General features: G+C 60.1%; 27 protein-coding genes. 7 read left to right on the forward strand and 20 right to left on the reverse strand.

All coding sequences use genetic code 11. The features are described 5' to 3' along the window. Window positions 1–32 precede the first annotated feature (32 nt). From lgt to hisD, 15 genes are all read right to left on the reverse strand, one after another. Window positions 33–851, reverse strand: coding sequence for a prolipoprotein diacylglyceryl transferase (gene lgt, locus HMPREF3098_RS08205; RefSeq protein WP_070434739.1), 819 nt, complete (start codon window positions 849–851; stop codon window positions 33–35). Continuing rightward, window positions 851–1,696 carry a tryptophan synthase subunit alpha gene (trpA, locus tag HMPREF3098_RS08210; protein ID WP_070434740.1) on the reverse strand — a complete coding sequence of 282 codons (846 nt, stop codon included), beginning with the start codon at window positions 1,694–1,696 and terminating at the stop codon, window positions 851–853. The genes lgt and trpA overlap by 1 nt, the downstream gene beginning before the upstream one ends. A 2-nt stretch (window positions 1,697–1,698) precedes the next feature. Further along, entirely contained in the window at window positions 1,699–2,943 is a 1,245-nt protein-coding gene (trpB, locus tag HMPREF3098_RS08215) for a tryptophan synthase subunit beta (RefSeq protein WP_070434741.1), read from the reverse strand. Between the two features lie 24 nt (window positions 2,944–2,967). Further along, a complete protein-coding gene (trpC, locus tag HMPREF3098_RS08220; RefSeq protein ID WP_035113374.1) occupies window positions 2,968–3,774 on the reverse strand; it encodes an indole-3-glycerol phosphate synthase TrpC in 807 nt (268 codons plus the stop codon). Between the two features lie 73 nt (window positions 3,775–3,847). After that, window positions 3,848–4,510, reverse strand: coding sequence for a TIGR02234 family membrane protein (locus HMPREF3098_RS08225; protein WP_035113375.1), 663 nt, complete (start codon window positions 4,508–4,510; stop codon window positions 3,848–3,850). A gap of 5 nt (window positions 4,511–4,515) precedes the next feature. Further along, window positions 4,516–6,087, reverse strand: a complete 1,572-nt coding sequence (locus tag HMPREF3098_RS08230) for an anthranilate synthase component I (RefSeq protein WP_070434742.1) — start codon at window positions 6,085–6,087, stop codon at window positions 4,516–4,518. A gap of 16 nt (window positions 6,088–6,103) precedes the next feature. Beyond that, on the reverse strand, window positions 6,104–6,481 hold the full coding sequence (gene hisI, locus HMPREF3098_RS08235; protein ID WP_035113376.1) for a phosphoribosyl-AMP cyclohydrolase: 378 nt from the start codon (window positions 6,479–6,481) through the stop codon (window positions 6,104–6,106). Beyond that, window positions 6,478–7,236, reverse strand: a complete 759-nt coding sequence (hisF, locus tag HMPREF3098_RS08240; protein WP_035113377.1) for an imidazole glycerol phosphate synthase subunit HisF — start codon at window positions 7,234–7,236, stop codon at window positions 6,478–6,480. Before hisF ends, hisI begins: the two co-directional genes overlap by 4 nt. Further along, entirely contained in the window at window positions 7,233–8,177 is a 945-nt protein-coding gene (locus HMPREF3098_RS08245; RefSeq protein ID WP_035113378.1) for an inositol monophosphatase family protein, read from the reverse strand. The genes hisF and HMPREF3098_RS08245 overlap by 4 nt, the downstream gene beginning before the upstream one ends. After that, entirely contained in the window at window positions 8,174–8,926 is a 753-nt protein-coding gene (priA, locus tag HMPREF3098_RS08250; RefSeq protein ID WP_035113379.1) for a bifunctional 1-(5-phosphoribosyl)-5-((5-phosphoribosylamino)methylideneamino)imidazole-4-carboxamide isomerase/phosphoribosylanthranilate isomerase PriA, read from the reverse strand. Before priA ends, HMPREF3098_RS08245 begins: the two co-directional genes overlap by 4 nt. Before the next feature lie 50 nt (window positions 8,927–8,976). Further along, a complete protein-coding gene (gene hisH / locus HMPREF3098_RS08255) occupies window positions 8,977–9,672 on the reverse strand; it encodes an imidazole glycerol phosphate synthase subunit HisH (RefSeq protein WP_052094869.1) in 696 nt (231 codons plus the stop codon). A gap of 5 nt (window positions 9,673–9,677) precedes the next feature. Next, window positions 9,678–10,997 carry an MFS transporter gene (locus HMPREF3098_RS08260; protein WP_235700678.1) on the reverse strand — a complete coding sequence of 440 codons (1,320 nt, stop codon included), beginning with the start codon at window positions 10,995–10,997 and terminating at the stop codon, window positions 9,678–9,680. A gap of 29 nt (window positions 10,998–11,026) precedes the next feature. Then, window positions 11,027–11,629, reverse strand: a complete 603-nt coding sequence (gene hisB, locus HMPREF3098_RS08265) for an imidazoleglycerol-phosphate dehydratase HisB (RefSeq protein ID WP_035113380.1) — start codon at window positions 11,627–11,629, stop codon at window positions 11,027–11,029. Further along, window positions 11,626–12,765: a histidinol-phosphate transaminase gene (locus tag HMPREF3098_RS08270; protein WP_070434743.1), complete on the reverse strand. Its 1,140-nt coding sequence runs from the start codon at window positions 12,763–12,765 to the stop codon at window positions 11,626–11,628. Before HMPREF3098_RS08270 ends, hisB begins: the two co-directional genes overlap by 4 nt. A gap of 6 nt (window positions 12,766–12,771) precedes the next feature. Beyond that, window positions 12,772–14,121 carry a histidinol dehydrogenase gene (gene hisD / locus HMPREF3098_RS08275; RefSeq protein WP_070434808.1) on the reverse strand — a complete coding sequence of 450 codons (1,350 nt, stop codon included), beginning with the start codon at window positions 14,119–14,121 and terminating at the stop codon, window positions 12,772–12,774. Window positions 14,122–14,206: 85 nt separating this feature from the next. On the opposite strand from hisD, the gene HMPREF3098_RS08280 reads away from it, so the two are divergent. After that, window positions 14,207–15,244, forward strand: a complete 1,038-nt coding sequence (locus tag HMPREF3098_RS08280) for a hypothetical protein (RefSeq protein ID WP_070434744.1) — start codon at window positions 14,207–14,209, stop codon at window positions 15,242–15,244. A gap of 19 nt (window positions 15,245–15,263) precedes the next feature. Here the strand turns inward: HMPREF3098_RS08280 and HMPREF3098_RS08285 are convergent, their stop codons facing one another. Next, window positions 15,264–15,800: a hypothetical protein gene (locus tag HMPREF3098_RS08285; RefSeq protein ID WP_070434745.1), complete on the reverse strand. Its 537-nt coding sequence runs from the start codon at window positions 15,798–15,800 to the stop codon at window positions 15,264–15,266. Continuing rightward, window positions 15,788–16,513: an Rv0361 family membrane protein gene (locus HMPREF3098_RS11375; protein WP_070434746.1), complete on the reverse strand. Its 726-nt coding sequence runs from the start codon at window positions 16,511–16,513 to the stop codon at window positions 15,788–15,790. Before HMPREF3098_RS11375 ends, HMPREF3098_RS08285 begins: the two co-directional genes overlap by 13 nt. Here HMPREF3098_RS11375 and HMPREF3098_RS11380 point away from each other — a divergent pair. From HMPREF3098_RS11380 to HMPREF3098_RS08320, 6 genes are all read left to right on the forward strand, one after another. Then, a complete protein-coding gene (locus HMPREF3098_RS11380) occupies window positions 16,512–17,054 on the forward strand; it encodes a TetR family transcriptional regulator (RefSeq protein ID WP_070434747.1) in 543 nt (180 codons plus the stop codon). The genes HMPREF3098_RS11375 and HMPREF3098_RS11380 overlap by 2 nt on opposite strands. Before the next feature lie 2 nt (window positions 17,055–17,056). Beyond that, a complete protein-coding gene (gene glgX / locus HMPREF3098_RS08300; protein ID WP_070434748.1) occupies window positions 17,057–19,270 on the forward strand; it encodes a glycogen debranching protein GlgX in 2,214 nt (737 codons plus the stop codon). A 56-nt stretch (window positions 19,271–19,326) separates the two neighbouring features. After that, window positions 19,327–20,142: a BRCT domain-containing protein gene (locus tag HMPREF3098_RS08305; RefSeq protein WP_070434749.1), complete on the forward strand. Its 816-nt coding sequence runs from the start codon at window positions 19,327–19,329 to the stop codon at window positions 20,140–20,142. 92 nt (window positions 20,143–20,234) lie between these two features. After that, window positions 20,235–20,687, forward strand: a complete 453-nt coding sequence (locus HMPREF3098_RS08310) for a hypothetical protein (protein ID WP_070434750.1) — start codon at window positions 20,235–20,237, stop codon at window positions 20,685–20,687. Window positions 20,688–20,697: 10 nt separating this feature from the next. Further along, entirely contained in the window at window positions 20,698–23,022 is a 2,325-nt protein-coding gene (gene treY / locus HMPREF3098_RS08315) for a malto-oligosyltrehalose synthase (RefSeq protein ID WP_070434751.1), read from the forward strand. Between the two features lie 57 nt (window positions 23,023–23,079). Beyond that, a complete protein-coding gene (locus tag HMPREF3098_RS08320) occupies window positions 23,080–24,069 on the forward strand; it encodes a GTP pyrophosphokinase (RefSeq protein WP_070434752.1) in 990 nt (329 codons plus the stop codon). Window positions 24,070–24,111: 42 nt separating this feature from the next. On the opposite strand, the gene HMPREF3098_RS08325 is transcribed toward HMPREF3098_RS08320, so the two are convergent. From HMPREF3098_RS08325 to HMPREF3098_RS08335, 3 genes are read right to left on the reverse strand one after another with little or no spacing between them, the layout of a single operon-like run. Next, on the reverse strand, window positions 24,112–24,489 hold the full coding sequence (locus HMPREF3098_RS08325; RefSeq protein ID WP_070434809.1) for an RNA-binding S4 domain-containing protein: 378 nt from the start codon (window positions 24,487–24,489) through the stop codon (window positions 24,112–24,114). Between the two features lie 10 nt (window positions 24,490–24,499). Beyond that, on the reverse strand, window positions 24,500–24,733 hold the full coding sequence (locus tag HMPREF3098_RS08330) for a hypothetical protein (RefSeq protein WP_070434753.1): 234 nt from the start codon (window positions 24,731–24,733) through the stop codon (window positions 24,500–24,502). Then, on the reverse strand, window positions 24,723–25,379 hold the full coding sequence (locus HMPREF3098_RS08335) for an IMPACT family protein (RefSeq protein ID WP_070434754.1): 657 nt from the start codon (window positions 25,377–25,379) through the stop codon (window positions 24,723–24,725). The genes HMPREF3098_RS08330 and HMPREF3098_RS08335 overlap by 11 nt, the downstream gene beginning before the upstream one ends. Between the last annotated feature and the right edge of the window lie 9 nt (window positions 25,380–25,388).

The following is a 25,388-nucleotide window of genomic DNA, read 5'->3' on the forward strand; positions in this document are numbered from 1 at the left end:
CCTCGAGAATAACCCTGCGCTCTGGGCTCCCGCTACTGGGGGCGCTTGCGAAGGGTTTTAAACAAGAACAAACCCGTCGCAATCAAGAAGACAACTGCGGACACCACAACGTTGATGCGGATATCCCCAAAGACCGTCGTAGCGGGATCGGTGCGCATGTTCTCAATGAAGAAGCGCCCAAAGGTGTAAGCCGCAACGTACAACATAAACAACCGTCCGCGGTCCATTCGCCAGTGCCTATCGATCGCTAGGAGGAGCACAACGACGAGCAGATTCCACAGCATCTCGTAAAGGAAGGTGGGCTGGACAACCTCGAGGACTTGACCCGTGGATCGGCCATTGACCCGTTGGTAGATTTCCAATGCCCAGGGTGCGGTAGACGGGCCACCGTAAAGCTCCTGGTTAAACCAGTTGCCGAGGCGCCCGATAGCTTGGGCTAGAGCGATGGTGGGCGCGACGGCGTCGGCAAAGGGAGAAAGCGGCACTTTCTTGAACTTAAACAGCAACCAGACAGCGAGGCTGCCTAGAACAATGGCGCCCCAGATGCCGAGTCCACCGTTGGTGATTCTGAATGCGTCGATGGGATCGCGACCAGGGCCGAAGTATTTCTCGTGATCGGTAATCACGTGGTACAGGCGAGCACCGATGATGCCGAAGGGGATGGCGACTAACAGGGCATCCACGACGAGTTCAGGATCACCCCCGCGGTCCGCGTAACGCTTGCGCGTCCAGAAGTAAGCCACGACCACGCCGGTGAGGATGCACAGGGCATACGCTCGGATCGGGATAGGCCCCAAATACCACACGCCCTGTGGTGGAGAGGGAATGCTAGCGAGGTACGTGGTAACCATTAGCGCTGGCAACCCTCCCGCAGTTCACGGGCCAGGGCAATCATGCGGTCCTTGTTGACCCCGCTGTCTTGACCAGCGCCATCCCGGCCAGCTTGAACCGCCTGGATCAAAGCGGAACCGACGATAACACCATCGGCGAAGGCAGCGATACTCGCAGCCTGCTTGCCGTCGCGCACACCAAGACCCACCGCGACTGGCAAGTCGGTGGCCTCGCGGGTGCGCTGCACGAGCTCGCGGGCATGGGAAGACACTTCCTCCTGCGCGCCGGTGACACCCATGTGAGAGGCGGCGTAAATAAAACCGTTTCCTGCGTTGACGGTCATCTGCAGGCGCTCCGGCGTGGTAGAGGGAGCAACCAAGTACACCGGGGACAGACCGTGCTTCTCGCAGGCCTTGGTCCAGCGCTCAGCTTCCTCCGGTAGCAAATCCGGGATGATCGAACCCAAGCCACCCGTGGCAGCCAAATCCTCCGCGAATCGCTCCGGGCCGTATTGCAACACGGGATTCCAGTAGCTCATGATGACGGCGTGGCCACCAGCTTCGGTGACAGTCCGCACCGCATCGAACGTCTGGGCCACGCGGAATCCGTTATCCAAGGCCTCATCGGCTGCCGCCTGGATCGTGGGACCGTCCATCATGGGATCTGTAAAGGGAATGCCAACCTCAATGAGGTCCGCGTGCTCGGCTAGGGCCGCGAAGATTTCCCGCGATTCCTCGGCATTCGGGAATCCCGCGGGCATGTAGGCTACGAACGCAGCGCGGTTACCCTCGTTGGCTTGGTGGAACACCTGTGCCAGACGGGATTGCTGCGCCGGGCGGGCTGCTTCAGTGGTTACCTCAGTCATGGTTAATTCTCCCCTTCCTGGTTGAACCACTTCGCCGCGGTATCGACATCCTTGTCGCCACGTCCAGACAGGTTCACGATGATGGTGCTACCGGGTTCGCGGGCCGCTACCTTCACTGCAGCCGCCACCCCGTGCGCCGATTCAATAGCTGGGATAATCCCCTCCGTACGCGACAACTGTTGGAACGCATCCATGGCCTCGGCATCGGTGATGGCTAGATACTCAGCTCGGCCTTCGCTGTGCAATTGGGAATGCTCTGGGCCGACGCCCGGGTAGTCCAAGCCCGCGGAAATGGAATGGGACTCAATGATCTGCCCGTCTTCGTTTTGCATGAGGTCGGAAAACGCGCCTTGGAACACACCTTGTGCACCCATGTTGATGGGAGCGGCGTGGCGACCGGAATCTAGGCCGTCACCAGCGGCCTCTGCGCCGACGATCTTCACGGACTCGTCATTAATAAATGGGTGGAACAAACCAATGGCGTTAGATCCGCCGCCCACGCACGCCACGACAGTATCGGGCAGCTGGCCGGTTTCTTCTAGAATCTGCTGGCGTGCCTCCGAACCAATGATGCGCTGCAAATCGCGAACCATTTGTGGGAACGGGTGCGGGCCGGCGGCGGTGCCGAAGCAGTAATAGGTGTCCTCATCGTGGGCGACCCAGTAACGCATGGCCTCGTTAATCGCATCCTTCAAGGTGCGAGAACCGATCGTGACCACTTCTACTTCCGCACCCAACAGGCGCATGCGGGCAATGTTTAGAGCCTGACGGTTCGCATCCACCTCGCCCATATAGATGCGGCATTTAATACCCATGAGGGCACAGGCGGTGGCGGTGGCCACACCGTGCTGACCAGCGCCGGTTTCAGCAATGACCTGGGTTTTACCCATGCGCTTGGCCAGCAGGACCTGCCCCAGCACGTTATTGATCTTGTGGGACCCGGTATGGTTCAGATCTTCGCGCTTCAACCAGACATTCGCGCCTACGGCCTCGGAAAAGCGCTTCGCGAAGTACAACGGCGATGGGCGACCAGTGTAGGTGCGGTGTAGCTCATCAAGTTCATCGAGGTAAGCCTGATCGGCCTTCGCCTTGGACCAGGCATCGGTGATCTCGTCAATGACGGCCATCAGGGCCTCGGGAACGTACCGACCACCGAAGTCACCCCAGTGACCACGCTCGTCGGGTTCATGATGGGTGGGCGTAGCTAGAACTTCGCCCGCTGTCGGCAATGGGGTTTTGTCACTCACAAGTGACTATGCTACTTGCCCAGCTCAGGACTGTGGGCATGAGGGGTGCTGACCAGCCACGACCAATTCCTTGCAAGCCTGGCCCGGAATACTCGCGGTGACCAGCCCCTCGCCTACCAACACGGCGTCGGCTCCTGCTCCGGCGTAGGCCAAAAGGTCATGTTTATCTTTGACGCCAGATTCCGCGACCTTGATTACCGATGAAGGCAAAGCGGGCGCGATACGGCCAAACACACCCATGTCGACTTCGAGTGTCTTGAGGTTGCGGGCATTCACACCAATGACCTTGGCCCCGGCGGCAACCGCGCGCTCGGCTTCTTCCTCCGTGTGTACCTCCACCAAGGCAGTCATACCCAAGGATTCCGTGCGGTCCAACAAAGCTGAGAGCCGATCCTGGTCCAGGGCCGCCACGATCAGCAGAATCATGTCAGCACCGTGGGCGCGAGCCTCGTGGATCTGATACGGGTTGACGATGAAGTCCTTGCGCAGAAGGGGGATATCAACTGCGCTTCGAACGGCATCGAAATCAGCAAGTGAGCCTTTAAAACGGCGCTCTTCCGTGAGGCAGGAAATAACTGCGGCCCCATTATCGGCATAGGCCTTGGCCAGCACCTCGGGCTCCGGAATGTCTGCGAGGTTGCCCTTAGAGGGGCTCGCGCGCTTGACCTCTGCGATGACCTTCACGCTGCGACCCGATAGCGCTGCATACGCATCAATTGGCGCAGGTGCGTTTAGAGACTGAGCTTTGATCTCGGCGTATGGCACCTTGGCCTCGCGGGCGGCCTGATCCTCCAGCACTCCGGCGATGATCTGATCCAAAACCGTCGACATGTGGGTCACCCCGTCCTTCGGATGAAAATGTGGCGAGAATTACTACTAATAGCTACTTGAGCCTGGGGATAGCTTATCGACCTCGCGTAGGCGGGGTGAAATCGTCAGAATCATCGTCGGTGGGGTCCACCCCCGTATCCATGACATCCCACAGAGCGCGTGAATTATTGGGGTTCTCCGCTAGATCTTCCTTCGCCCCCGCACGGCGGTTTTCCGGAGTTTCGTACCGGGAGTGCCCCTTCGAAGCCTTGCCCGGTTGCATCAACAACAGCACACCACCGATCACACCCAATGTGGCGGCCACCAATGCCACGACGACGGGCATGGTATGCACCTGTGCGTCGGTGACCTGCGCCCATTCCGAGATTTGCACGGGCTTCGTGGCCCGCTGCGTAGCAGAACCCGACGCGAGAATGTTCCGGGCACGAGCGAGGTCGACGTCGGAAGTCAACAAAGTCACCGAACGGAAGCTGGCCACCGCCGCCAGTACCGCGACCACACCACCGAGAAATCGCCGAATCACGGGCTCCACGGCGAGGGTTAGGATGACCGCGGCGATCATCGCCAACGCCAGCGGAACCATCGCCGGATCCCACACGGAACCAACGAGAGTTTTCACGGAATCCCCGGCCTTGTCGTCGGAGACCGTAGCTGTGAGGAACTTCAGACGCCCCGCCACCCACAATCCGATGGCGCTCAGCCCGACGAGCACAAGAGCCGCACGATTCTTTTTCATGTGTTCTAGTCTCCCTCTTCGGCCTGGGCTGTCCCGGCCGTGCTGAGTGTCCCGGCCGTGCTGAGTGTCCCGGCCGCCGCCACCGCACGCAGCACCGCGGCCGCCTTGTTTTGAGTTTCCTCGTCCTCGGCTAAGGGATCCGAATCCGCGACGATTCCACCGCCCGCCTGCACGTACACCGTGCCGTCCTTATATACACCCGTGCGGATGGCAATCGCCTGATCCGTATTGCCCGTGAAGTCAAAGTAGCCAACAGTGCCGCCATACACACCACGACGCGTCTGCTCCAACCGGTCAATGATGCTCAGCGCCGAGGGTTTGGGCGCCCCGGACAACGTGCCCGCTGGGAACGTAGCTGCGAAAGCATCGACGGCAGTTTTTCCCGCAGCCAGCTGACCGCTCACACCGGAGACCAAGTGCATGATCGCGCTGTAGCGCTCAACGTGGCGGAAGTCGTGAACCTCCACCGATCCGGGTTCACACACCCTGCCCAAGTCATTGCGCCCCAAGTCCACCAACATGAGGTGCTCGGAGTTCTCCTTTTCGTCGTTGACCAGGTCCTTTTCGTACTGAATATCCTGCTCCACCGTCGCCCCACGTGGTCGCGAACCCGCAATGGGGAACGTGGTCACCTCGCGGCCTTGCACGCGCACTAGGGATTCCGGCGAGGAACCCACGATCGTGAAAGCTGTCTGCGTGAATTCGTCATTCGGCACGTTGACCAAGAACATGTACGGGCTGGGGTTAGCCACGCGCAGCATGCGGTACACATCCAGTGGCGCCACAGTTGTTTGCATCTCGAACCGCTGGGACAGCACAATCTGGAAGGCGTCACCTGCCCGGATGTGTTCCTTGCACTGCTCGATCCGCGCAAAGTGGTCGCTCTGGTTGCGCTGCCTTCGTGGGGAGGGGGTAGGCGTCGAAAATGTATCGACGCCCCGCTCTACCCCACCAGCGAGCCGACTGGTCATTGCGTTGATGCGCGCTATGGCTTCGTCGTAGGCGTCATCCACCCGGTTATCGGAGTTATCCCAATTGATGACGTTGGCGATGAGCCACACCGAGCCCTCGTGGTGATCCACGACGGCCATATCCTCAACCAGCAACTGGACCATATCGGGCAGATTTAGGTCATCAGTGCAGGTATCGGGCAGGTCCTCGATGTAACGGACCATGTCGTAACCCATATAACCCACCAAACCGGACGTCAGCGGGGGCAATCCGGCTGGCGGGTTAGTGTGCAGCGCTTGCAGCACATCCGCAACGGCTGTCAGTGGGTTTATGTCCACATCCACGGCCAGGTCCACCGGTGGCTCCCCCAGCCACCGCACCACACCGTTTTTCGCCGACAGCGCACAACGCGAGCCCGTGCCGATGAACGAATAACGCGACCACGACTGCCCGTGTGCAGCGGATTCCAGCAAGAACGTGCCGGGTCGATCCGCGGCGAGTTTCCGGTACACCGACAGGGCTGTGTCTTGGTCGGCGAGAACTTTCCGCGCTACCGGGACCACACGGTGGCTTTTCGCCAATACCCGGAATTGCTCGCGGCTGGTCACGTGGGTGCTGGTGCTCATGGAAGTCTATTGTGCCCTATTGGTTTTCGCCTGCGGGGTTTTGGGGTTGGTCAAGACGGGCGGCGTCGAAACAAGTCCAGTCGCCGGTATGGCAGGCCGCGCCGACCTGGTCTACCTTCAACAAGACCGTGTCTCCGTCGCAGTCCAAACGAACTTCGTGCACGAGCTGGGTGTGGCCACTGGTGGCGCCCTTGATCCACAATTCCTGGCGGGAGCGTGACCAATAGGTGGCTTCGCGTGTGGCCAGTGTGCGGGCCAGAGCCGTATCGTTCATCCAAGCCATCATCAGAACATCGCCGGTGGATACGTCTTGAACCACGGCCGGGACTAGGCCCGCGTCGTTGCGCTTTAACCGTGCTGCGATCACGGGGTCGAGCGAGTAGTCGTCGCTCACTGTCGAACCTCCAACCCCGCTGCTGCCATGGCGGATTTCACCTCGGGAATGGAGACCTCTCCGAAGTGGAAGATGGACGCAGCCAGTACAGCATCGGCTCCAGCGTGCACTGCCGGCGGGAAGTGCTCGGCCTTGCCTGCGCCGCCGGAGGCGATGACGGGGATGCTCACCTGAGCCCGCACTGCCTCAATCAGCTCGAGATCGAATCCGGACTTGGTGCCATCGCCATCCATGGAGTTCAACAGGATTTCACCGACGCCCAACGCCTCACCCTTCTTCGCCCATTCCAGGGCATCCAGGCCCGCGGACTTGGTACCTCCATGGGTGGTGACTTCGAAGGAACCATCAGCAGTTCGGCGCGCATCGACCGACAAGACGATGCACTGAGCACCGAAGCGCTCGGACAGCTCGCGGAGCAGTTCGGGGCGTGCGACCGCAGAGGAATTGACCGAGACTTTATCGGCTCCCGCACGCAGTAGTGCGTCCACGTCCTCGGCCGAACGCACGCCACCGCCAACGGTTAGCGGAATGAACACCTGCTCGGCAGTGCGACGCACCACCTCCAACATGGTGCCCCGACCGTCCTTCGACGCGGAGACATCCAGAAACGTCAGTTCATCGGCTCCCTCGCGGTCGTAGCGCGCGGCGAGCTCAACGGGATCGCCGGCATCGCGCAGCCCCTGGAAATTCACGCCCTTGACAACGCGGCCGTTGTCGACGTCCAGACAGGGAATCACGCGGGTGGTCAACGTCATCGAATGCCTCCTCGGTCCATGACATCCTGGGCCGTACGGGCCGCAGTGCCGATGGGAACGGATTGAATGTGTTGGATCAGGGTGGCATGCACCTCGGGCTCGCCGGCTACCAAGCCTGAAACCCCGGGGCGCCACGGATTTCCAGCGAAGTCGGTGGCCACTCCCCCGTTTTCCTGCACGGCTAGGATGCCCGCGGCGTTATCCCACAGGTTCGGGCTGAAAGTTACCGTTCCGCCGAACACACCGGCGGCGGTGAAGGCCAAGTCAATACCCACTGAGCCCGTCACGCGCATCCGTGGGTAGGACTTTCCGATCTCGTTGAGCATGTCCTGGCGATAGGAAATGGGCAAGTTACCGCGGCGTTGGGACAAGATAGAACCGAAACTAATCTGGGTCACCCCGGGATCGGAGGGTGGCATCGACCGGGCTGGGTGACCATCGACGAACAGGCCGTGCCCGCGGCGGGCGGTAATGCGCTTGCCCAGCAGGGGCATTTCAGTCACAGATAGTTGAATATCACCGTGGTGGATCAGTGAAACCAAAATGCAGGCAAACGGGTTGCCGACTGCGTAGTTGGCCGTGCCGTCGATCGGGTCGACCACCCAGTAGGTTTCCGGTAACTCTTCGGTGCCGTTGTGATTCTTCCGACGCCGACGCGGACCGTCCAATCCATCAGCCATATCGTCTGCTGGGATACGTTCTACGGGTTGCTCCCCTGGCAGTACTGTGCCGTATTCTTCACCGTGCACGGGAAGGCCGGTGTATTGCGTCAAAAGAGTGCGCAGCTGTCGCTCCACGGTGAGGTCGGCCTCCGTGGCGAAATCCCCTGGGGATTTAATGATCTCCGGTTCAGCACCGACTGCGGCGGTGAAGGTGGATTCCGCTTCGTCGACGGCAGCTTCTGCTACCGCCAACAGTGCGCGGGTATCTAGCCCACTCATTGCCCAGCGACCTCCAGCGCCTCAGCCAGTGTGAACTTGCCGGCGTATAGGGCCTTACCGACGATGGCAGAATCCACGCCCTCCGCCACGATCTGGCGCAGCGCCCGCAGGTCGTCCAAGCTGGAGATACCGCCGGAGGCAACAACAGGGGCTTGCGTAGCAGCGGAAACGTCGCGCAGAAGGTCGATATTCGGTCCGTTGAGCATACCGTCGCGACTGACATCGGTAACCACTACGCGGCTGACACCTTGGGAATCCAAACGCTCTAGGACCTCCCACAAGTCACCACCATCGGACGTCCATCCGCGACCGCGCAGGCGCCACTCGCCATCAATCTCGCGGGTATCCAGGCCGATGGCTACCCGATCGCCGTACTTCTGAATAATCTCCTCGCACCACTGCGGATTCTCGAGGGCTGCGGTACCAATGTTGACGCGCCGGCACCCGGTGGACAGGGCACGCTCGAGGGACTCGTCATCGCGGATTCCGCCGGACAGCTCCACGTCGATATCGAGCGCACCGGTGACCTCGTTGAGGATGTCGAAGTTGGATCCACGCCCAAACGCAGCATCCAAGTCCACCAAGTGGATCCAATCGGCGCCGGCATTCTGCCACTCCAAGGCGGCCTCTAAGGGGGAACCGTAACTGGTTTCGGTTCCCGCAGCACCTTGGGTCAGGCGCACCGCCTGGCCCTCGGCAACATCGACAGCGGGCAACAGGGTCAACTTGGTATTCGCGTTTTGTGACATGGAGTGATCCTAACGTGTAAAAATCTGATTCTTATCTATTTATGGATATTTCATAGAGTGGCGACCCAATTCCGGAGTAGCCCTAGGCCGGCATCGCCGGATTTCTCCGGATGGAATTGCGTAGCCCACAGCGGCCCGTTTTCCACAGCAGCGACGAAACGGCACCCGTCGTGTTCCGCCCAGTGCACCTTGGGAGCTTCAGTGCGCCCATCGGTGAACAGCTCCCAATCGCGTGCCGCGTAGGAGTGCACAAAATAAAAGTGCTCGTGATCCAAGCCTCCGGCGAACATCTGGCTGTCGTCATCCACCTGCACCGTGTTCCACCCCATGTGTGGCAGGACACGCGCTTCGAGCTTGGTCACCATGCCGGGCCACTCGCCCATACCCGGAGTGCTGCCGTGGTCGGAGTGGTCGGCGAATTCCACGCCGGCGTCGAAGAGAATTTGCATGCCAACGCAGATGCCAAGAACGGGCCGCCCACCGGCCAGCCGCTGGCCGATCATCCGGTCGCCGTTGACTTCCTTGAGCTGGCGCATGCAGGCAGAGAAGGCTCCGACCCCTGGGACCAGCAACCCGTCTGCTTCGAGAACCTCGTACGGGTCCCGCGTGACAGATACCGTTGCGCCGGCGCGTTCTACCGCGCGTTGTGCCGAGCGAACGTTGCCACTGCCGTAATCGAGCAACGCCACCGTGGGGACTGCGGTGGACTCAGTGGCCGCGGATTCGGGGGAACCAGGGTGTGTCATGGTGTTTATGATACTGAGCGGCGAACCACACGCCGCAACCGCTCTCGGACATTGCCGTGGTCAGTGACTCGGTGGCGACCAACGACGTGATCCAACACGGCCACCACGATGCCCACCACGACGAATGCGGCCGCAACGAAAAAAGCCCCCTGGTAAGCGAAAGTTCCAGCGACTACACCCAGCACGGTGGCACCGATACCCGTACCGGAATCAAAGGTCATGTTCCATAACGCACTGGCCAGCGCGGATTTTTCGCGCGGTAGGCGATGGAACATCATCAACAGTGCCTCCGTCTGCGCAACCCCAAAACCAGCGCCGAACAACGCAGCTGCACCCAAGGCAGAAACGAGGATCTTCCAGCCGGTCAGTTCCCAGGAGATCGCCACTCCAGCGACCACCAGCCCCAGCAAAGACAACACTAGGCCCGCGACCATCAGGTGGCCGGGTTCACCCACGCGGTCAGCCCACCAGCCGGACCCCAAACGCGTGATGATCTGCATGCCCCCCATCACGGACAACGTCAGGCCCGCGATCGTGGCTGCCGCCCCGGCATCGAGCTCCCCGATCGCGGGGGCCATGAACGTGCTGAAGGCTGCGAATCCCGCCGCGGCCACAGCGATGCACAAACCGGGGACCGTGGCCAGCTTCCACGTGGCAGCGCGTGGCTCGGGCGGGGTGAAGTCCAAGGACTCGGAATCGACGGCGGGATCCGTGTGGCGTCGCAAAATAGGAAGCCCAATCGCTGCCATCGCCCCCACGACCGAATAGACCAAGGCCAGTACGAACACTAAAGACCCCGCCGTGGAGTACAGCCACATACCCAACGGGAAGGCCACCAGCTGCGTTACCCCCACCGTGGCGCCGAACACACCCGAGGATCGACCAACCAAACGCGGCGGAACTAACTCTGCGATCAGCGCAGCCTCGGCGACCGTCACGGCGCCGAAACCAATGCCACGGACAACAGCCACCCCCAAGACCATTGCCGGTGACATATCCAACGCATACAACGCCGCCGGCGCACCCAGCAGCAACGAGGCCAGCGCCATCACTGGCATGTGCCCCACCCGGCGCAAAATCGCTGGGGTGAAAGCCTGCGTGACCACGGTAGCCACCATGAACACACCGGTGGAAAGGCCGGCGAGGGAATCCGACCCGCCCGCGTCGATAACAGCAAGCGGCACCACCGGCAGCAGCAAAGCCCACCCGCCGAAGGCACAGAAGACGGAAATGAGGGTAGCGACCAGACCTGGAGCTTTGAACACCGAATCCAGCTTGTCCATGTCCTCCGGTGATAAGCCTTCGGGTCGGGCCAGCAAAGCCACAGGTATCGCGTCCTTTCCTTAAGAGTTGTTTACAGAGCACCCTTGGTCGATGGGATGCCGGTGGTGCGTGGATCAGCTTCCACGGCTTCGCGTAGTGCGCGAGCCACGGCTTTGAACTCGGCCTCTGTGATGTGGTGCGGATCGCGCCCGTAGAGGCAGCGCACGTGCAGTGCAATGCGCGCGTTAAACGCCAGCGATTCAAAGAAGTGCTGATTGATGACCGTGGCGTAGTGCCCGCCGATGACGGCCGTCACCATGGTTTCGGGTTCGCCTGTGCCAACGTAATACGGCCGACCGGAAACGTCTACTGCCGCATGTGCCAAGCACTCGTCCATGGGGATGAATGCATCACCGAACCGCCGGATGCCGGCTTTATCCCCCAGGGCTTGCTGCAAGGCTTGGCCCATGACGATTGCCGTGTCCTCCACCGTGTGGTGGGCATCGATTTCCACGTCTCCGGTCGCGTGCACCTTCAAGTCGAAGCTGCCGTGCGCACCCAGGGCCGTCAGCATGTGGTCGAAGAATGGCAAACCGGTGGAGATATCGGTCTTCCCCGTTCCGTCCAGATTCCATTCGACTGTGATGTCCGACTCGCGGGTGGTGCGGCTTGCCGTGCCAATTCGTTGTGTCATGGTTGTACTCCTTGGGGGTCTTTATTCTCGACGCCACGCTGCTCCACGACCTCGCGGGCTGCTTCGAGGAACGCCTGGTTCTCTTCGGGCAGGCCAATGGTGGCGCGCAGCCAGCCAGGTACGCCTACGTCGCGGATCAGCACGTCGCGATCCAGGAATTCCTGCCACGTGGCGTGGCTGTCCTGGAACACTCCGAAGAACACGAAGTTCGAATGTGATTCGATGACGCGCAACCCCAATTCCCGTAGCCCGGCGACCACAACTTCGCGCTGTTGACGCAACAGTTCCACAGTGGCGAGGGTGTCGTCACTGTGGCGCAGCGCCACCCGCGCGGCCGCCTGTCCCAGGGTGGACAGGTGATACGGCAGGCGCACCAGCATCACGGCTTCTACGAACGCGGGGTGCGCCACAAAGTATCCCAGCCGGCCACCCGCGAAGTCGAAGGCTTTGCTCATCGTGCGGGAAACCACCAGCTTGGTAGGGTATTTCTGCAGCAGTTGCACGGCGCTGGGTTCGTGCGAGAATTCCGCGTAAGCCTCATCGACGATGACGATCCCAGGGGCCAGTCGAACCAAGGTGTCAATGTCACCCAAGGTGGTGATGTTGCCGGTGGGATTGTTGGGCGTCGTAATAAAAATAACGTCCGGCGAATGTTCCGCAATGGCTGCGGCAGCGGCCTCCACGTCGATGGCGAAATCTAGGGCCTCGGGGCGCTCCACTGCGATGAATTCCGTCTGGGTTCCGGCGCACAAAATGGGGTGCATGGAATAACTCGGAGTAAAACCCATCGCCTTGCGGCCTGGCCCACCGAAGGCCTGCAACAATTGCTGTAGCACCTCGTTGGAACCGTTGGCGGCCCACAGCTGCTCGTAAGTCACCTCCACACCGGTTTGTGACGAGACGTACCGCGCCAAGTCCACCCGCAAGTCGTGTGCATCGCGCTCGGGGTAACGGTTAAGAGAACCGGAAAGCTTCCGGACTTCCTCCACCAGGTCCTCCACGATGGCCGGTCCCGGCGGATATGGGTTCTCGTTGGTGTTCAACTGGTTGGTCACCGTCAACTGCGGCGCACCATAGGCGCTTTTTCCACGTAGTTCGTCGCGCAGCGGCAGATCGGACAGCTGGTAATCGGTCATGCGCTTTTAGTTCACTCCCTGGGATACAGTCGGCCCGGTTGCATTCGAATTCAGGCGCGCTTTGATGGCTTCACCGTGGGCTGGCAATCGCTCGGCATTGGCCAGTGTGATGACGGCACCCGCCACCTCTTCCAGCGCCTGCTTGGAATAGTTCACCACGTGCACGGCCTTGAGGAACGTGTGCGTGGACAAACCCGATGCGTGGCGGGCGGTTCCGGAGGTCGGCAACACGTGGTTGGAGCCCGCTGCATAGTCGCCTAAAGGCACGGGACTGTAACGACCGATGAAGATCGCGCCGGCATTGGTGATACGCGCAGCTACGGATTCGGCATCGCGAGTGTGAATCTCCAAGTGCTCGGCCGCGTAGGCATCGGCTACTTGGATTGCCATGTCAAGATCGTCGACGACAACGATGCCGGATTGCTGACCCTCCAGGGCCTCTCGCACGCGGTCTGCGTTCAACGTCACCGAGTAGCGCTGTGCGATTTCCTTTTCCACCGCATCCGCCAGCTGGGGCGAATCGGTGATCAGCACGCTGGCTGCCATAGGGTCATGCTCGGCTTGGCTGATCAGGTCATAGGCCACCTCCACCGCATCCGCGCTGTCATCGGCCACAATGGCGATTTCCGTAGGTCCCGCCTCCGAATCGATACCCACCACACTGCGTACCAGTCGCTTGGCGGCGGTCACGAAGATGTTGCCCGGCCCGGTGATCATGTCCACGGGCTCTAATTGCTCGGCATCATCGCCGTACGCCATGAGGGCCACGGCCTGGGCGCCACCGACAGCCCACACTTCTTCTACGCCCAACAGCTTGCACGCGGCGAGCACGGTGGTGTGCGGCCAGCCGGTTTCTTGTGGGGGCGACGCCACCACGAGCGATTCCACCCCCGCCTCCTGGGCGGGGACAACGTTCATGATCACGCTGGATGGGTACACAGCTTTGCCGCCGGGCACGTATAGTCCCACGCGACGGATTGGAATGTAGCGCTCTCCAACGATTCCGCCGGGGGCGATTTCCTCCTCGTGATCGGCGGGAACTTGGGTGGCATGGAAAGCACGCACACGCCGGATCGCTTCCACCAGCGCCCCCATGACGGCTTCGTCGAGCTCGTCCGTGGCGGCGTCGATAACTGAAGCGGGGACCTTCACCGCAGGAGGCACTACACCGTCAAACTTCTCCCCGTACCGCAGGGCGGCAGCGGCACCGTGAGCGCGGATATCCTCGACGACCGGCGCGACTGCCGGTAGCACTGAATCCACATCCGTCCCACCACGTGGGAGGCTATGGCGGAGGGAGGCCGTTGTGGGGGTTGTTCCGCGAAGGTCGAGGCGCGAAAGTTTCAGCGAGGTCATGGCGTGGAGGCCCTCCTCCATGGGGTTGGAAATGGACAGAGTTGGTACTTTCAACTGGAAAGATTGATAAACAGGAGTTTAGCCGATGGGTGCAGACCTAGAATCACTGCTCCGTGCGAGCGCTGCGGCCTCCGCGGAGAATCTCACGATGCGGACGTGGCAACTGACAAATGAGTTCGCGCTGAAGCATTGGGTGGCGGACCCCGATTACCTCGCCGCGGTGGTAAAACAGCTGCCCAACGATGTTGTGGGCGACTACTGGCTGATGCGCGCGGCGGTGGCTGAAAACACCGGGTGTACTTACGAGGCCGCCGTGGCGTATTCGCAATTACTGGAACGCGGGGACAGCGCTGTAGCGAATGGGCCCAATAGCGCCAGGACCAGCACGAAAGACATTGCACGGGCCGATCTTGCGTGGGCCAGCTTGAGCTTTTTGCAACCGGGCGAAGAGGCTCTGGCGCACCTGGCCGAGCGGTTGGAACGCTGGCGTGGCGGTAGCTTTCGCACTGTACCTTCGACCGACGCCTCACTCATCGCGTCCACTGCGATGCTGGGGCATACGGTGGAGGTGGGGACGCAGACCCCGAACAGCGACCGGCTGACGTTGTATGTGGAAATCGCCGAAGCATACGGCTCGCACAATCCCACCCAGGCCGATCGGTTGTTGTGGCGGGCGCAGCAGGCTCACGGTGCAGGCGATATCGCGGGGGCACAAGCCATGGCGCACCAGGTCATTGCGCTGGGCACGGAGACCGGTGATGAGATCGCACGCTTCGAGGGCCACGATATGCTGGGCAATTTTGCGTTAATGGCTGTTGATGAACCCGACATCACACGGCACTTCGCCATGTGTTTTGACATTGTGTCCAAGCACGGCGCCCCAGTTATTGCTCTACAGCGGGCGGCCTCGGCCAGCTGGGCGGCGTTTTCGGCAGGGCAGATCGATTTCGCCGCGCAATTGGCCACGCGCGCACTGGCCGCGTGTGACCAGATGCCGAATGGTGACGCACAGCAGAACCTACTGACGGTGCTGGGCAATTGCGCGCTGGAGCGAGGCGATACCGAGGAAGCCGAGATGTGGGCAGCTCGGGTTCGCGAGCGAGCAGCCAGCCCCGGTGAGTAACCACCAGGGGTGCGGTGGCTTAAAACTTGCGACTATCTACGAAGCTGGATGCCACCCAGTAGAACAACAGCGCTAATGTTGGCGCCAGCAAGAGGGCCGGTGACAAACTAATGGGGCTCAATGCCTCGATGGTTTGCCCGGGTTCTGGGTGAGATGCGGGCGTGGGATGCGTGGCGCGAGCCACGGTGTTTCCAAGGACTACGAACCATAACGATCCAAAGCCTGTGACAAGCCCCAACCACAACATCATGGACAGACTGCGCACCCGGGTGGCAAAAGCCCAGATAGAGGCCACAAAGGCGATGCACGATGTGGTAAGGATTGCCCGCCCGAACGCCTCGAACTTCGCATCCTCGGTCCCGGGGACACTTTCAGCGCTGAGGTCCGGCATGACCTCAATGGCCAAAGTGGGCACCGTCCATCCCCACACCACCGCAGCGATGGTGTATGTCAGCAAGCAGACCACGACCACCAGGGCGGCATCGCCTATGCCTCGGGGGATGACGTTTCGCTTGTGCGTGGGAGCTAGCTTTCGTGCGCGTTTTAGTTCGGGCACAGAGTCCACTTACCGTTTTCGCGTGCGAAGCTCATCGATTCGGTCTGAGGTGCCTTGGTGCCGTAGCTGGCAGTCACGCGAGCTGTAGCCCGATCACCGTTGACGTTGACCTCTTTCACCGAGCTAATTTTAGGTACCGGAATGGCCTTGTTGCCCTCGGGCCCCATGGCCTTAATCGTGTCGTTGTTGGACCGGATGGTCTTTTCCCCGCCCTGGGAATCGATATAAGCCTTGCACGAGTTATTCAGGCTGTAATTGAGGAAGTCGTAGGCCGAGCGCTGCTTGCCCATGCCTTGCACCAAAGTGGTGATTGCCTGGGTATCGCCACCGTTTGCCCCACCTGACGCGCGATTTCCCTGTTTCTGCTCCCGGCCGCCTTCATTGCGGTCCCCCGCAGGTGCCGGTGGACGATTACCCTCTGCAGGCTTATCGGCCCCATCGCGATCGCCCTTCGTGGAATCGGCATCGCTCCCCTGGCCCTGCTGTCCTTCGTCTTTATCAGCCTTATCATCGGCTTTCGCGGAGCCAGAGGAATCGCTAGATTCTGCCGGCTTATCGCCGCCGGGTGTGGATGCCGAAGAGTCCGCTGCCGACGAATTCTCAGCAGCGTTCGTGGCAGCGCCATTGTCGTTACCGCCCTCGTCTTTACCACAGGCCGTCAGGACAAGCGGTATAGCGCATGTTAGGGCAAGTAGGGACTTTCGATACTTCATGAAAAGAAAGACTACCCTGAAAACCGTGCAACTCAACCGCAACGTGATCCTGAACGCCGCCGAGGAAATTCTGGGCACCTACGGCCTACCCGATCTTTCCATGCGGCGATTAGCCACCGTGCTAGGAGTTGCACCCGGCGCGCTGTACTGGCACTTTCCTAACAAGCAAGCGCTGCTAGGTGGAATTGCTCAACGGTTGGTCTCCGAGGTTTCCACCCCTGAAGCGCACGGCGATGCTCGGATGTATTGCGAAGAGCTTTTTCAAGCTGTGACCAGTGTGCGCGATGGGGCAGAGATCACGCTGGCCGCGGTGGCGTCGGAAACATTGGATAGGGACATCCATGATGAGCTCTCCAGTTTGGTGGGAGCGCAGGCAGCCAGTGTGTGTTTTCACTACGTGATGGGTTGCGCCTTAGAGTTGCAGGCGCGGCAAGCGGCACTGCAGGCGGGGATCACGGATGCGGAATTTGATATTAAAACTGAGGATGTAGGGGCTAATGTCTCCGCCGTGCTAAACGGTCTCAAGCAGTTAGACTCATAGACATGTCTTTAAGCCTGTCAAATAAAAGTGGTCTGCGTGCGCCGGGCGATCCACTCGTAGTGTGGCCTGGTAAGGCCTACCCCCTCGGCGCGACCTTCGACGGAAATGGCACGAATTTCGCGCTTTTCAGTGAGGTCGCCACTGCAGTTGACCTGTGCTTGTTCGATGATGCCGGCAGTGAAACCCGGATTCGTTTGGTAGAGCAGGATGCCGGCATTTGGCACTGCTTCCTGCCTGGCATTGTTCCGGGCCAGCGCTATGGTTACCGCGTGCACGGCCCCTGGGATCCCGCACGGGGGCAACGTTGCGATCCGTCGAAGTTGTTGATGGATCCTTACGGCAAGTCTTTTGATGGGGAGTTCGACGGGCACCCTTCGCTGTTCAGCTATGACCTCAACAATCCGGAGGAGCGCAACCAGGAGGACTCGGCACCGCATGCCATGCGCAGCGTGGTGATCAACCCATGGTTTGACTGGTCCAATGACCGTCGGCCGAATATTGCCGATACGGATACGGTGATTTACGAAACCCACGTGAAGGGTCTGACGATGACCCACCCGGATGTTCCCGATCACTTGCGTGGCACCTACGCCGGCTTGGGTCACCACAGTGTGATCCAGTATCTGAAAGATTTGGGCATCACCACGGTGGAACTGATGCCGGTTCACCAGTTCGTCCACGATGACCACCTCAAGAATGAGGGCCTGCGCAACTACTGGGGTTACAACACCCTTGGTTACTTCGCGCCGCACCGTGATTATGCAGCTTCCAATTCAGCAGAGGGCGCGGTGGCGGAGTTTAAGCAGATGGTACGCAGTTACCACGATGCGGGCATGGAGATCATTTTGGATGTGGTATACAACCACACCTCGGAGGGCAACCACCAAGGCCCGACACAAATTTTCCGTGGCATTGATAACCAGGCGTACTACCGGTTGGTCGATGGCGATGAAGCGCACTACATGGACTACACGGGCACCGGAAACTCATTGAATGTACGTCACCCGTACACCCTGCAGTTGATCATGGATTCGCTGCGCTACTGGGTAACGGAAATGCATGTTGATGGTTTCCGTTTCGATTTGGCCTCGACATTGGCGCGCGAATTCCACGATGTGGATCGCCTGTCGGCCTTCTTCGATCTGGTGCAACAGGATCCCACTGTTTCCCAGGTCAAGCTGATTGCTGAGCCTTGGGATGTGGGCGAGGGTGGCTACCAGGTTGGTAACTTCCCTGCATTGTGGAAAGAGTGGAACGGAAAGTACCGCGATACGGTGCGCGATTTCTGGCGCGGTGAGCCGGCCACGCTGGGTGAGTTCGCCTCCCGACTGACAGGATCGTCGGACCTGTACGCGGGTCGTCGCCCCTCGGCGTCGATCAACTTCGTTACCGCCCACGACGGTTTCACGTTGCGCGACCTTGTGTCCTATAACGAGAAACACAACGAGGCCAACGGGGAAGATAACCGCGACGGGGAAAGCCACAACCGCAGCTGGAATTGCGGTGTGGAGGGTGAGACAGATGATCAGGAGATCCTGAAGCTACGCGATCAGCAGCGGCGGAACTTTTTGACAACCCTGCTTCTTTCCCAGGGAACTCCCATGTTGTCGCACGGTGACGAGCTGGGCCGCACGCAGGGCGGCAATAACAACGTGTACTGCCAGGACAACGAGATTTCATGGATGGATTGGGACAACGCAGATGAGAATCTGCATGCTTTCACCCGTTTCCTCACCAAGTTGCGCGCAGCGCACCCCGTCTTCCGCCGCCGTCGTTTCCTGGCCGGTGGCCCGCTGGGTATGGATGTAGCCGAACGCGATATTGCGTGGTTAACCCCGGACGGTCGCCTGATGAATGAAGAGGATTGGTCCACGGAGTTCGGTAAGTCCCTCATGGTGCACCTCAACGGTCAGGCCATCGCGGAACCGGATAAGCACGGGCGCAAAGTGGAAGACGATTCGTTCCTGCTGTGCTTCAACGCGCACCATGAGTCCATTACGTTCACCTTGCCGCGCCGCCACAACGTGATGCACGTGGAACCGGCTGAAGAGCAGGTGTGGACCGTGGTCATCGATACCGCGGAGGACACAGGTGGTCGTCCCGAACTCACCACCTTGCAGCCCGGAGATGATCTGGAGGTCGCAGCCCGAAGCATCGTCGTGTTGCAGCGCCCGTTGACCGATCCCCTCCTGCCCGAAGGAGCTGGCACCCACTAGGGTTAGCGGTATTGCCTTTGAGTTGAATTCCCCTATCCAGCGAAGGACTTCCCATCATGCATGCCCGCGGCGCCGACGTTTCCATTGATACCCAGCGCATCTCCATCACGCGCTCGCCATTGGGGGCCAGCTTGTGGCAGGACGAAACCATTGCGGTGGAGGACCTGCTGGGATGGAACAGGCAAGCCCCCGATGGCACCTCCCCTGGTTTCATCGAATTGCTGGTGGGTAAGGATGGTCTTTTTACCGACGCCACCACGCTGAATTTTTCTCCCGCAGATGAGCAGGATTTCGTGGACATCGACCGCGCTCTCACGAACGTGCAAGCCGGGTACCCCTTGGAGGCGGGGGCTGGGGAGCCCGGGGCGGCGTCGGACAAAAATCCAGCGAGTAGCGACAAGCCTGAGCAACAGGTCCAGTCTTCGACCATCAGCGATGCAGATTGGGTGACAGAAGCCGGGCAGGGGCAGTTGGCATTCGACATCGACGGTGGCGCGGATGAGGCGGCAGCGCAGGGGTCCGGAAAGTCGGGTGGAGCCAAACGCGGACCGGCACCGTGGGCCGCGGTGGCTACCCCGGATGAAGTGCCGGAGACCAATGAGCAGGCCGATATCGACAATCCTGTGTACGGCCAGGTCGTGTGTGTCACTGGCGACGTGGAGCCGTACGACAAGGGCCAGATTTGGGACATGATTGCCGGGGCCGGTGGCGAGGTCGGCAAGAATGTGACGAAGAAAACCACGATGCTGATCATCGGCGAGTGGGCGACGACAACCAGTAAGGAAAAGCGGGCGCGCGAATTGATTGGCAAGGGCCAAGAGATTCAGCTGGTTTCCCTGCAGGAGTTCCTGACGATGGTGGGTGCTGAGTAGCTGCGAGGGCGTGCATGCTGGGGCAGTCGGTGATAGTGGCCCCGCAATCTCCCACGGGGAACCTTTTGCGTGGCCAACCGGTCTAATGAGGCATGTTGAAAGTCACGACGAAACCCAGCAACTGTTACTCCTCCCCTGTTCGTGTGACACTCGGCGGGGGTTTAAGCGTGGAAGTGCCGGAAGGGGCCGAACCCGTCAGTCAGCGCTGGATCAAAGCCGCCGCGATTGTAGAAGCGCAACTGGAGGACGTTCTGGCTGCACGCGGGGCGCGTCTGCAATATCGGTGGGTCGATGATGCCCTCATCGAGCTGCGGGTCGTGCAGACGTCCATGCCAATGTCCGTCATGCTGGCTCATCCCAGCCTGTCGCAGCATCTAGACCGCGCTATCTCCACGTTGTTCGGCGAGCCCAGCGTGTTTTACGTTCACGGCAGTGACATCCGTGCGTGCCCCCAGCGATTGGCCACCACTGTAGACGGCTGGATTGGCCCACTGGCCCTATCCCAGGGGTTTTGTCGGCAGGTGAGCACCGCACCACTCACCTAGACTTGGGGACATGTCCGCGACTTACCGCCTTCAACTTCGTGGCCCCGGGAACTCCCCTGCCGAGGCCTTTACTTTTGCCGACGCCACCGCGTGCGTGCCCTACCTCGCCCGATTAGGGGTGACTCACCTGTATCTGTCACCGATCATGACAGCCCCCGTGGAATCGACCCACGGTTATGACGTCACGGATCCCACGCAGATCAACCCGGAGCTCGGCGGGATAGAGGGCTTCCGCGAACTGGCTGAGACAGCCCACGACGCGGGCCTGAAGGTGCTGATCGACATCGTGCCGAACCACGTTGGGGTGGATACACCACGGTTGAACCCGTGGTGGTGGGATGTACTGGCGCGGGGAAAGAATTCCGAGTTTGCCAACTACTTCGATATCGATTTTTCCGCCGATAATGGTGCCGACGGTCGAATTGGTCTGCCCGTATTGGGAAGTGCGCAAGATGTGGCAGCACTGCAGGTGGAAGGCGATGAGCTGGTTTATTATGACCACCGGTTCCCCATCGCTGAGGGCACGAACTACGGCACGCCGCAGGACATCCACGATCGACAACACTACAAGCTGATGTTCTGGCGCGATGGCATCATCAGCTACCGTCGCTTTTTCAGTATCAATGGCCTAGCCGGAATCCGACAGGAAGATCCAGTGGTCTTCGAGCACTGGCACCGCATTCTCAATCAGTTGCTGGCTGCCGACTTGGTGGACGGTGTGCGCGTGGATCACCCCGATGGTTTGGCCAACCCGTTCCAGTATTTAAAAAAGCTGCGCAAGCTCATCGGGAAAGACCGCTGGTTGTTGGTGGAGAAAATCCTGGGCGTGGATGAGCCCTTGGATCCGCGCCTGACGGTCGATGGCACCACGGGCTATGATGCCTTGCGGGAATTCGATGGCGTGTTCGTCCACCGCCCCTCCGAAGCCATCTTGGGTGACCTTGCCGAGCAGCACACGGGCACCCGGTGGAATGCCGAAGATTTTGCCGCTGCCGAAAACCAGCTGAAAAAAGTCGCGGCAACAGACGAGTTGGGAGCGGAAATCCGGCGCTTGGCGGCGGCTGTGCGCACCGACAACTGGTCCACCGCGGGTGAGAGCGTATCGGATGAGGAACTGCAGGAAGTCCTCGTAGAGTTGATCGCCGCGATGCCGGTGTACCGCGCGGATTACGAATCCTTATCGCGGGTCACCAGCACAGTTATCGCGGAAAAAATGATGCAGCGCCCTGAATGGCAAGATGCCCTGGATCTGGTTGCTACCGCCCTGATTTCCCGCTCCGAGGCAAACACGCGCTTCGCGCAGGTGTGTGGCGCTGTGATGGCCAAGGGGGTGGAGGATACTGCGTTTTATCGCGGTTCGCGCCTGGTTAGCTTGCAGGAAGTAGGCGGCGCGCCGGGTCGTTTCGGCGTGTCGCCCGCGGAGTTCCATCTGTTGCAGGCCGAACGTGCACGGTTGTGGCCGCAGGCGATGACCACGCTGACCACGCACGATACAAAACGTGGTGAGGACGTGCGAAGCCGGATTACTAGCTTGACCGAATTCCCCGAGGAATTCGCAGCGCTGGTGAAAAAAATCCCCTATACAGACGGTGTGACCTGCCACTTCCTCTTGCAGAACATGATCGGTGTGTGGCCTGCCACCGGGGAGGTTACGAACCAGCTGCGTTCCCGGTTACACGATTACGCCATGAAGGCTATGCGGGAAGCCGGTGTGCACACCACGTGGTACGACGTGAACGAGGAATTCGAGGATTCCATTCATGCGTGGATCGACGACGTATGCGACAACTATGCGGATGAACTAGGGGAATTCGCAGAGCTGATCGACGAAGCCTCCATCACCATCGCCAACAGCAAAAAAGTGCTCCAGTTGCTGGCCCCCGGCATTCCGGATATTTACCAAGGTACCGAGATCCTCACCGATCACCTGGTGGATCCCGATAACCGTCGCCCGGTGGACTTCCGCGCATTGGAAGACACGCTGGAGCGTGTGGGCCGCGGGGATATTCGCTCCCGTGATGATGAACGGATGCACCTGGTGACGACCGCACTACGTGTGCGCAAACAGTTCCAATTGGATCACGCCAAGTATCTGCCCGTGATGGCCGCGGGCCAGTATGAGCGCCATTTATTGGGCATGCTCCGCGGTGAGGACGTCATGGTACTGGTGACTCGTCGCCCACGCACGCTGCCGGATTGGGAGGATACCACCGTCACCCTGCCAGAGGGTATGTGGGAGGAGCAACTTGGCGGCGGAATGTTTGAAGGTACGGTGAAGCTATCAACGTTATTTAAAACCCGCCCGCAGGCGATCCTCACGCGCGCGGGTAGTTAACGCGCGGGGAGGTTTCATTGTTCACCGTGATGTTCCCCGGGCAGAAAGGTTAACCACTTGTCACAGCGCAACGACGATTCAACCCTCGCTGCCTACGACTCATGGCGGTTAAATAACCCCTATGCCGCCAACAAGTTACGGGAAAAGGTTATCGACGCCCTCGATGATGCCGGCTTGGCCTTTGACCAGGTAGCCGTTCGAGTGAAAGACCGCGATAGCTTCGCAGCCAAGCTTCGCAACTCCGCATACCCCGAATACGTGGATTTGGATAGTGCATACGACATTCTCGGCGTGCGCGTGATTGCCTATCACTCTTCGGAGATCCCCCAGCTCAAGCAAGCTCTCGGTGAAGTTTTCACCATTGAGCAAGAAGTGGATAAGGCCGCGGAAACGGCGCGTGCAGGCCGGTTTGGTTACGCCTCGCAGCACTTGATCGCCCGCGATGGGAACAGCCTGGTGGAGATTCAGCTGCGCACGGTGCTGCAGCACGCGTGGGCAGAGTTCGAACACGACATTCGCTACAAGAACCACGTCAACGATCCGGAAGTCGACCGAGCGTTCACGCTGGCGGCGGGATTAATCGAATTAGCGGATGAGCAATTCGACAAGATTGCCGAATTCATGGAAAGTGGCGTGCAAACGGACACCAAGGGCGAAGAGGACAAGATCACCGCTGATACCCTGCCTCGCGAGCTCACCCTCATAGCCGGAGATAAGTACCCCACCAGTCGGGTGGAGTACTACAACTACGCGGTGGACATGCTGCATGCCCACGGAATTACCACCTATAAGCAGCTACGCGCGTTGATGCGCAACTTGGACAAGCTACAGGCGGCGATGAATTACCCGTATCGTCCGGGACAAGTGCGCCTCATCGACGATATGTTGCTGTACACCTTTGGTCGGGATCACATTCGCAAGACTGTGCACATTGGAGAAAACGCGGGTTCGCGCCCAGGGCGGCTGGGTAGTCGCTGGCAGAAGCTGGATCAGAAAACACTACTGGGTAATTCCATTGGTGCCCAAGACAAGAAACCACAGAATTAGCCCGGTTGTTAAGGGATGTACCGGATCCCGTGGGCGGAGAGGTTACAGCATCCCCCGCTTAAAGCGCTCCAACTGACGTCGCTCGCGTTTAGTTGGCCGCCCCGCACCCCGATCGCGGCGCGGCATCATGGGCATAACCTGCTCCGGTGTGTGGTCCTCATAGGCCTCACGAGCGACATCCGCCCCCACCCTTTTGGCCAATAGTGTGCGTACTCTCACGATCCGCTCCCGGTGGTTCACCCACACGCGCACATCATCGCCCACCTCAACCGCCTGGGCGGGCTTCACCGCTTCACCATTAATCTTTACGTGCCCAGCGCGACACGCTTGTGCTGCTTGCGAGCGGGTCTTAAATAAACGCACTGACCACACCCAAGCATCGATGCGAACCTTCTTGGGCGCTTCCGTATCGGCAGTCAACGGCAACGGTTTACCACTGGTCCTTGTGGTTCACGATCTCGCGAACCTTGTACATGTTGTACAGCACAAACAGCAGGCCAAGCAACGGAATGACGAACGTCAGCAGCGGAGTTTTCACAAGGAAAACACCCGCTAAAGTGCTGGCGACAACCACACCACCGGCAATCTGAATGCTGCGGGTTCGCTGCCGGACCTCTGCCTTGCGCTGGGAAACGATATCACCGTTGTTTTGATTATTGAGCATGGGGCGATTCTACCCACACCGAACCGAGGTGTTCGACCTCGACTTGGCCACCAGTGAGCGCCGCTACCCTGCTGGCCAACCCGTCTCCGTCATCCGAAGCCACGGACATGGTGACCTCGGTCCCATACTCCACGTCTTTCACGTCAAACCCCGCAGCGCGGATATCGGCTTCCACCCGGCCGGCATCCGCGTGGCCGAGTTGGAATCGGAAGAGCTGACGCTGGCGGCGTCGAACCAAAGAAAGCTCCCCGAGAGCCCGCCGAGTGCCATCCTGATACGCACGAACAAGCCCGCCGGTGCCCAATAGCACACCACCGAAGTAGCGCACCACAACCACCGTGATGTCCTCGATACCGCGCAAGACCTCGAGCATCGGCTTGCCCGCGGTACCCGAAGGTTCGCCATCATCGCTGGAACGCTCTACCGGCTGAGCGCCCTCCTGGTGAATGATGTACGCGCTGCAATGATGGCGGGCGTCGGGGTATTGCGAGCGGATATGCGCAATGAAATCGCGGGCGGCCTCTTCCGTCTGTGTGCGGGCGGCCAAACCGATGAATTGGGAGCGTTTGATTTCGATCTCGGCCTGCGCAGCCACGTCACCCGAGTGCGCAGCAGGGCAAAGGTAGTCTTCGGTATTGGTCGGCATGGAATCATT

The sequence above is a fragment of the Corynebacterium sp. HMSC28B08 genome (assembly GCF_001806865.1).
GTDB lineage: Bacteria > Actinomycetota > Actinomycetes > Mycobacteriales > Mycobacteriaceae > Corynebacterium > Corynebacterium auriscanis.

Excerpts from the sequence above, each read along its gene's own strand:
- lgt (WP_070434739.1), bottom strand. The coding sequence starts at position 851 with ATGGTTACCACGTACCTCGCTAGCATTCCCTCTCCACCACAGGGCGTG.
- trpA (WP_070434740.1), bottom strand. The coding sequence starts at position 1,696 with ATGACTGAGGTAACCACTGAAGCAGCCCGCCCGGCGCAGCAATCCCGT.
- trpC (WP_035113374.1), bottom strand. The coding sequence starts at position 3,774 with ATGTCGACGGTTTTGGATCAGATCATCGCCGGAGTGCTGGAGGATCAG.
- HMPREF3098_RS08225 (WP_035113375.1), bottom strand. The coding sequence starts at position 4,510 with ATGAAAAAGAATCGTGCGGCTCTTGTGCTCGTCGGGCTGAGCGCCATC.
- HMPREF3098_RS08230 (WP_070434742.1), bottom strand. The coding sequence starts at position 6,087 with ATGAGCACCAGCACCCACGTGACCAGCCGCGAGCAATTCCGGGTATTG.
- hisF (WP_035113377.1), bottom strand. The coding sequence starts at position 7,236 with ATGACGTTGACCACCCGCGTGATTCCCTGTCTGGACGTCGACAACGGC.
- HMPREF3098_RS08245 (WP_035113378.1), bottom strand. The coding sequence starts at position 8,177 with ATGAGTGGGCTAGATACCCGCGCACTGTTGGCGGTAGCAGAAGCTGCC.
- priA (WP_035113379.1), bottom strand. The coding sequence starts at position 8,926 with ATGTCACAAAACGCGAATACCAAGTTGACCCTGTTGCCCGCTGTCGAT.
- hisH (WP_052094869.1), bottom strand. The coding sequence starts at position 9,672 with ATGACACACCCTGGTTCCCCCGAATCCGCGGCCACTGAGTCCACCGCA.
- hisB (WP_035113380.1), bottom strand. The coding sequence starts at position 11,629 with ATGACACAACGAATTGGCACGGCAAGCCGCACCACCCGCGAGTCGGAC.
- HMPREF3098_RS08270 (WP_070434743.1), bottom strand. The coding sequence starts at position 12,765 with ATGACCGATTACCAGCTGTCCGATCTGCCGCTGCGCGACGAACTACGT.
- hisD (WP_070434808.1), bottom strand. The coding sequence starts at position 14,121 with ATGACCTCGCTGAAACTTTCGCGCCTCGACCTTCGCGGAACAACCCCC.
- HMPREF3098_RS08280 (WP_070434744.1), top strand. The coding sequence starts at position 14,207 with ATGGGTGCAGACCTAGAATCACTGCTCCGTGCGAGCGCTGCGGCCTCC.
- HMPREF3098_RS11380 (WP_070434747.1), top strand. The coding sequence starts at position 16,512 with ATGAAAAGAAAGACTACCCTGAAAACCGTGCAACTCAACCGCAACGTG.
- HMPREF3098_RS11375 (WP_070434746.1), bottom strand. The coding sequence starts at position 16,513 with ATGAAGTATCGAAAGTCCCTACTTGCCCTAACATGCGCTATACCGCTT.
- glgX (WP_070434748.1), top strand. The coding sequence starts at position 17,057 with ATGTCTTTAAGCCTGTCAAATAAAAGTGGTCTGCGTGCGCCGGGCGAT.
- HMPREF3098_RS08305 (WP_070434749.1), top strand. The coding sequence starts at position 19,327 with ATGCATGCCCGCGGCGCCGACGTTTCCATTGATACCCAGCGCATCTCC.
- HMPREF3098_RS08310 (WP_070434750.1), top strand. The coding sequence starts at position 20,235 with ATGTTGAAAGTCACGACGAAACCCAGCAACTGTTACTCCTCCCCTGTT.
- treY (WP_070434751.1), top strand. The coding sequence starts at position 20,698 with ATGTCCGCGACTTACCGCCTTCAACTTCGTGGCCCCGGGAACTCCCCT.
- HMPREF3098_RS08330 (WP_070434753.1), bottom strand. The coding sequence starts at position 24,733 with ATGCTCAATAATCAAAACAACGGTGATATCGTTTCCCAGCGCAAGGCA.
- HMPREF3098_RS08335 (WP_070434754.1), bottom strand. The coding sequence starts at position 25,379 with ATGCCGACCAATACCGAAGACTACCTTTGCCCTGCTGCGCACTCGGGT.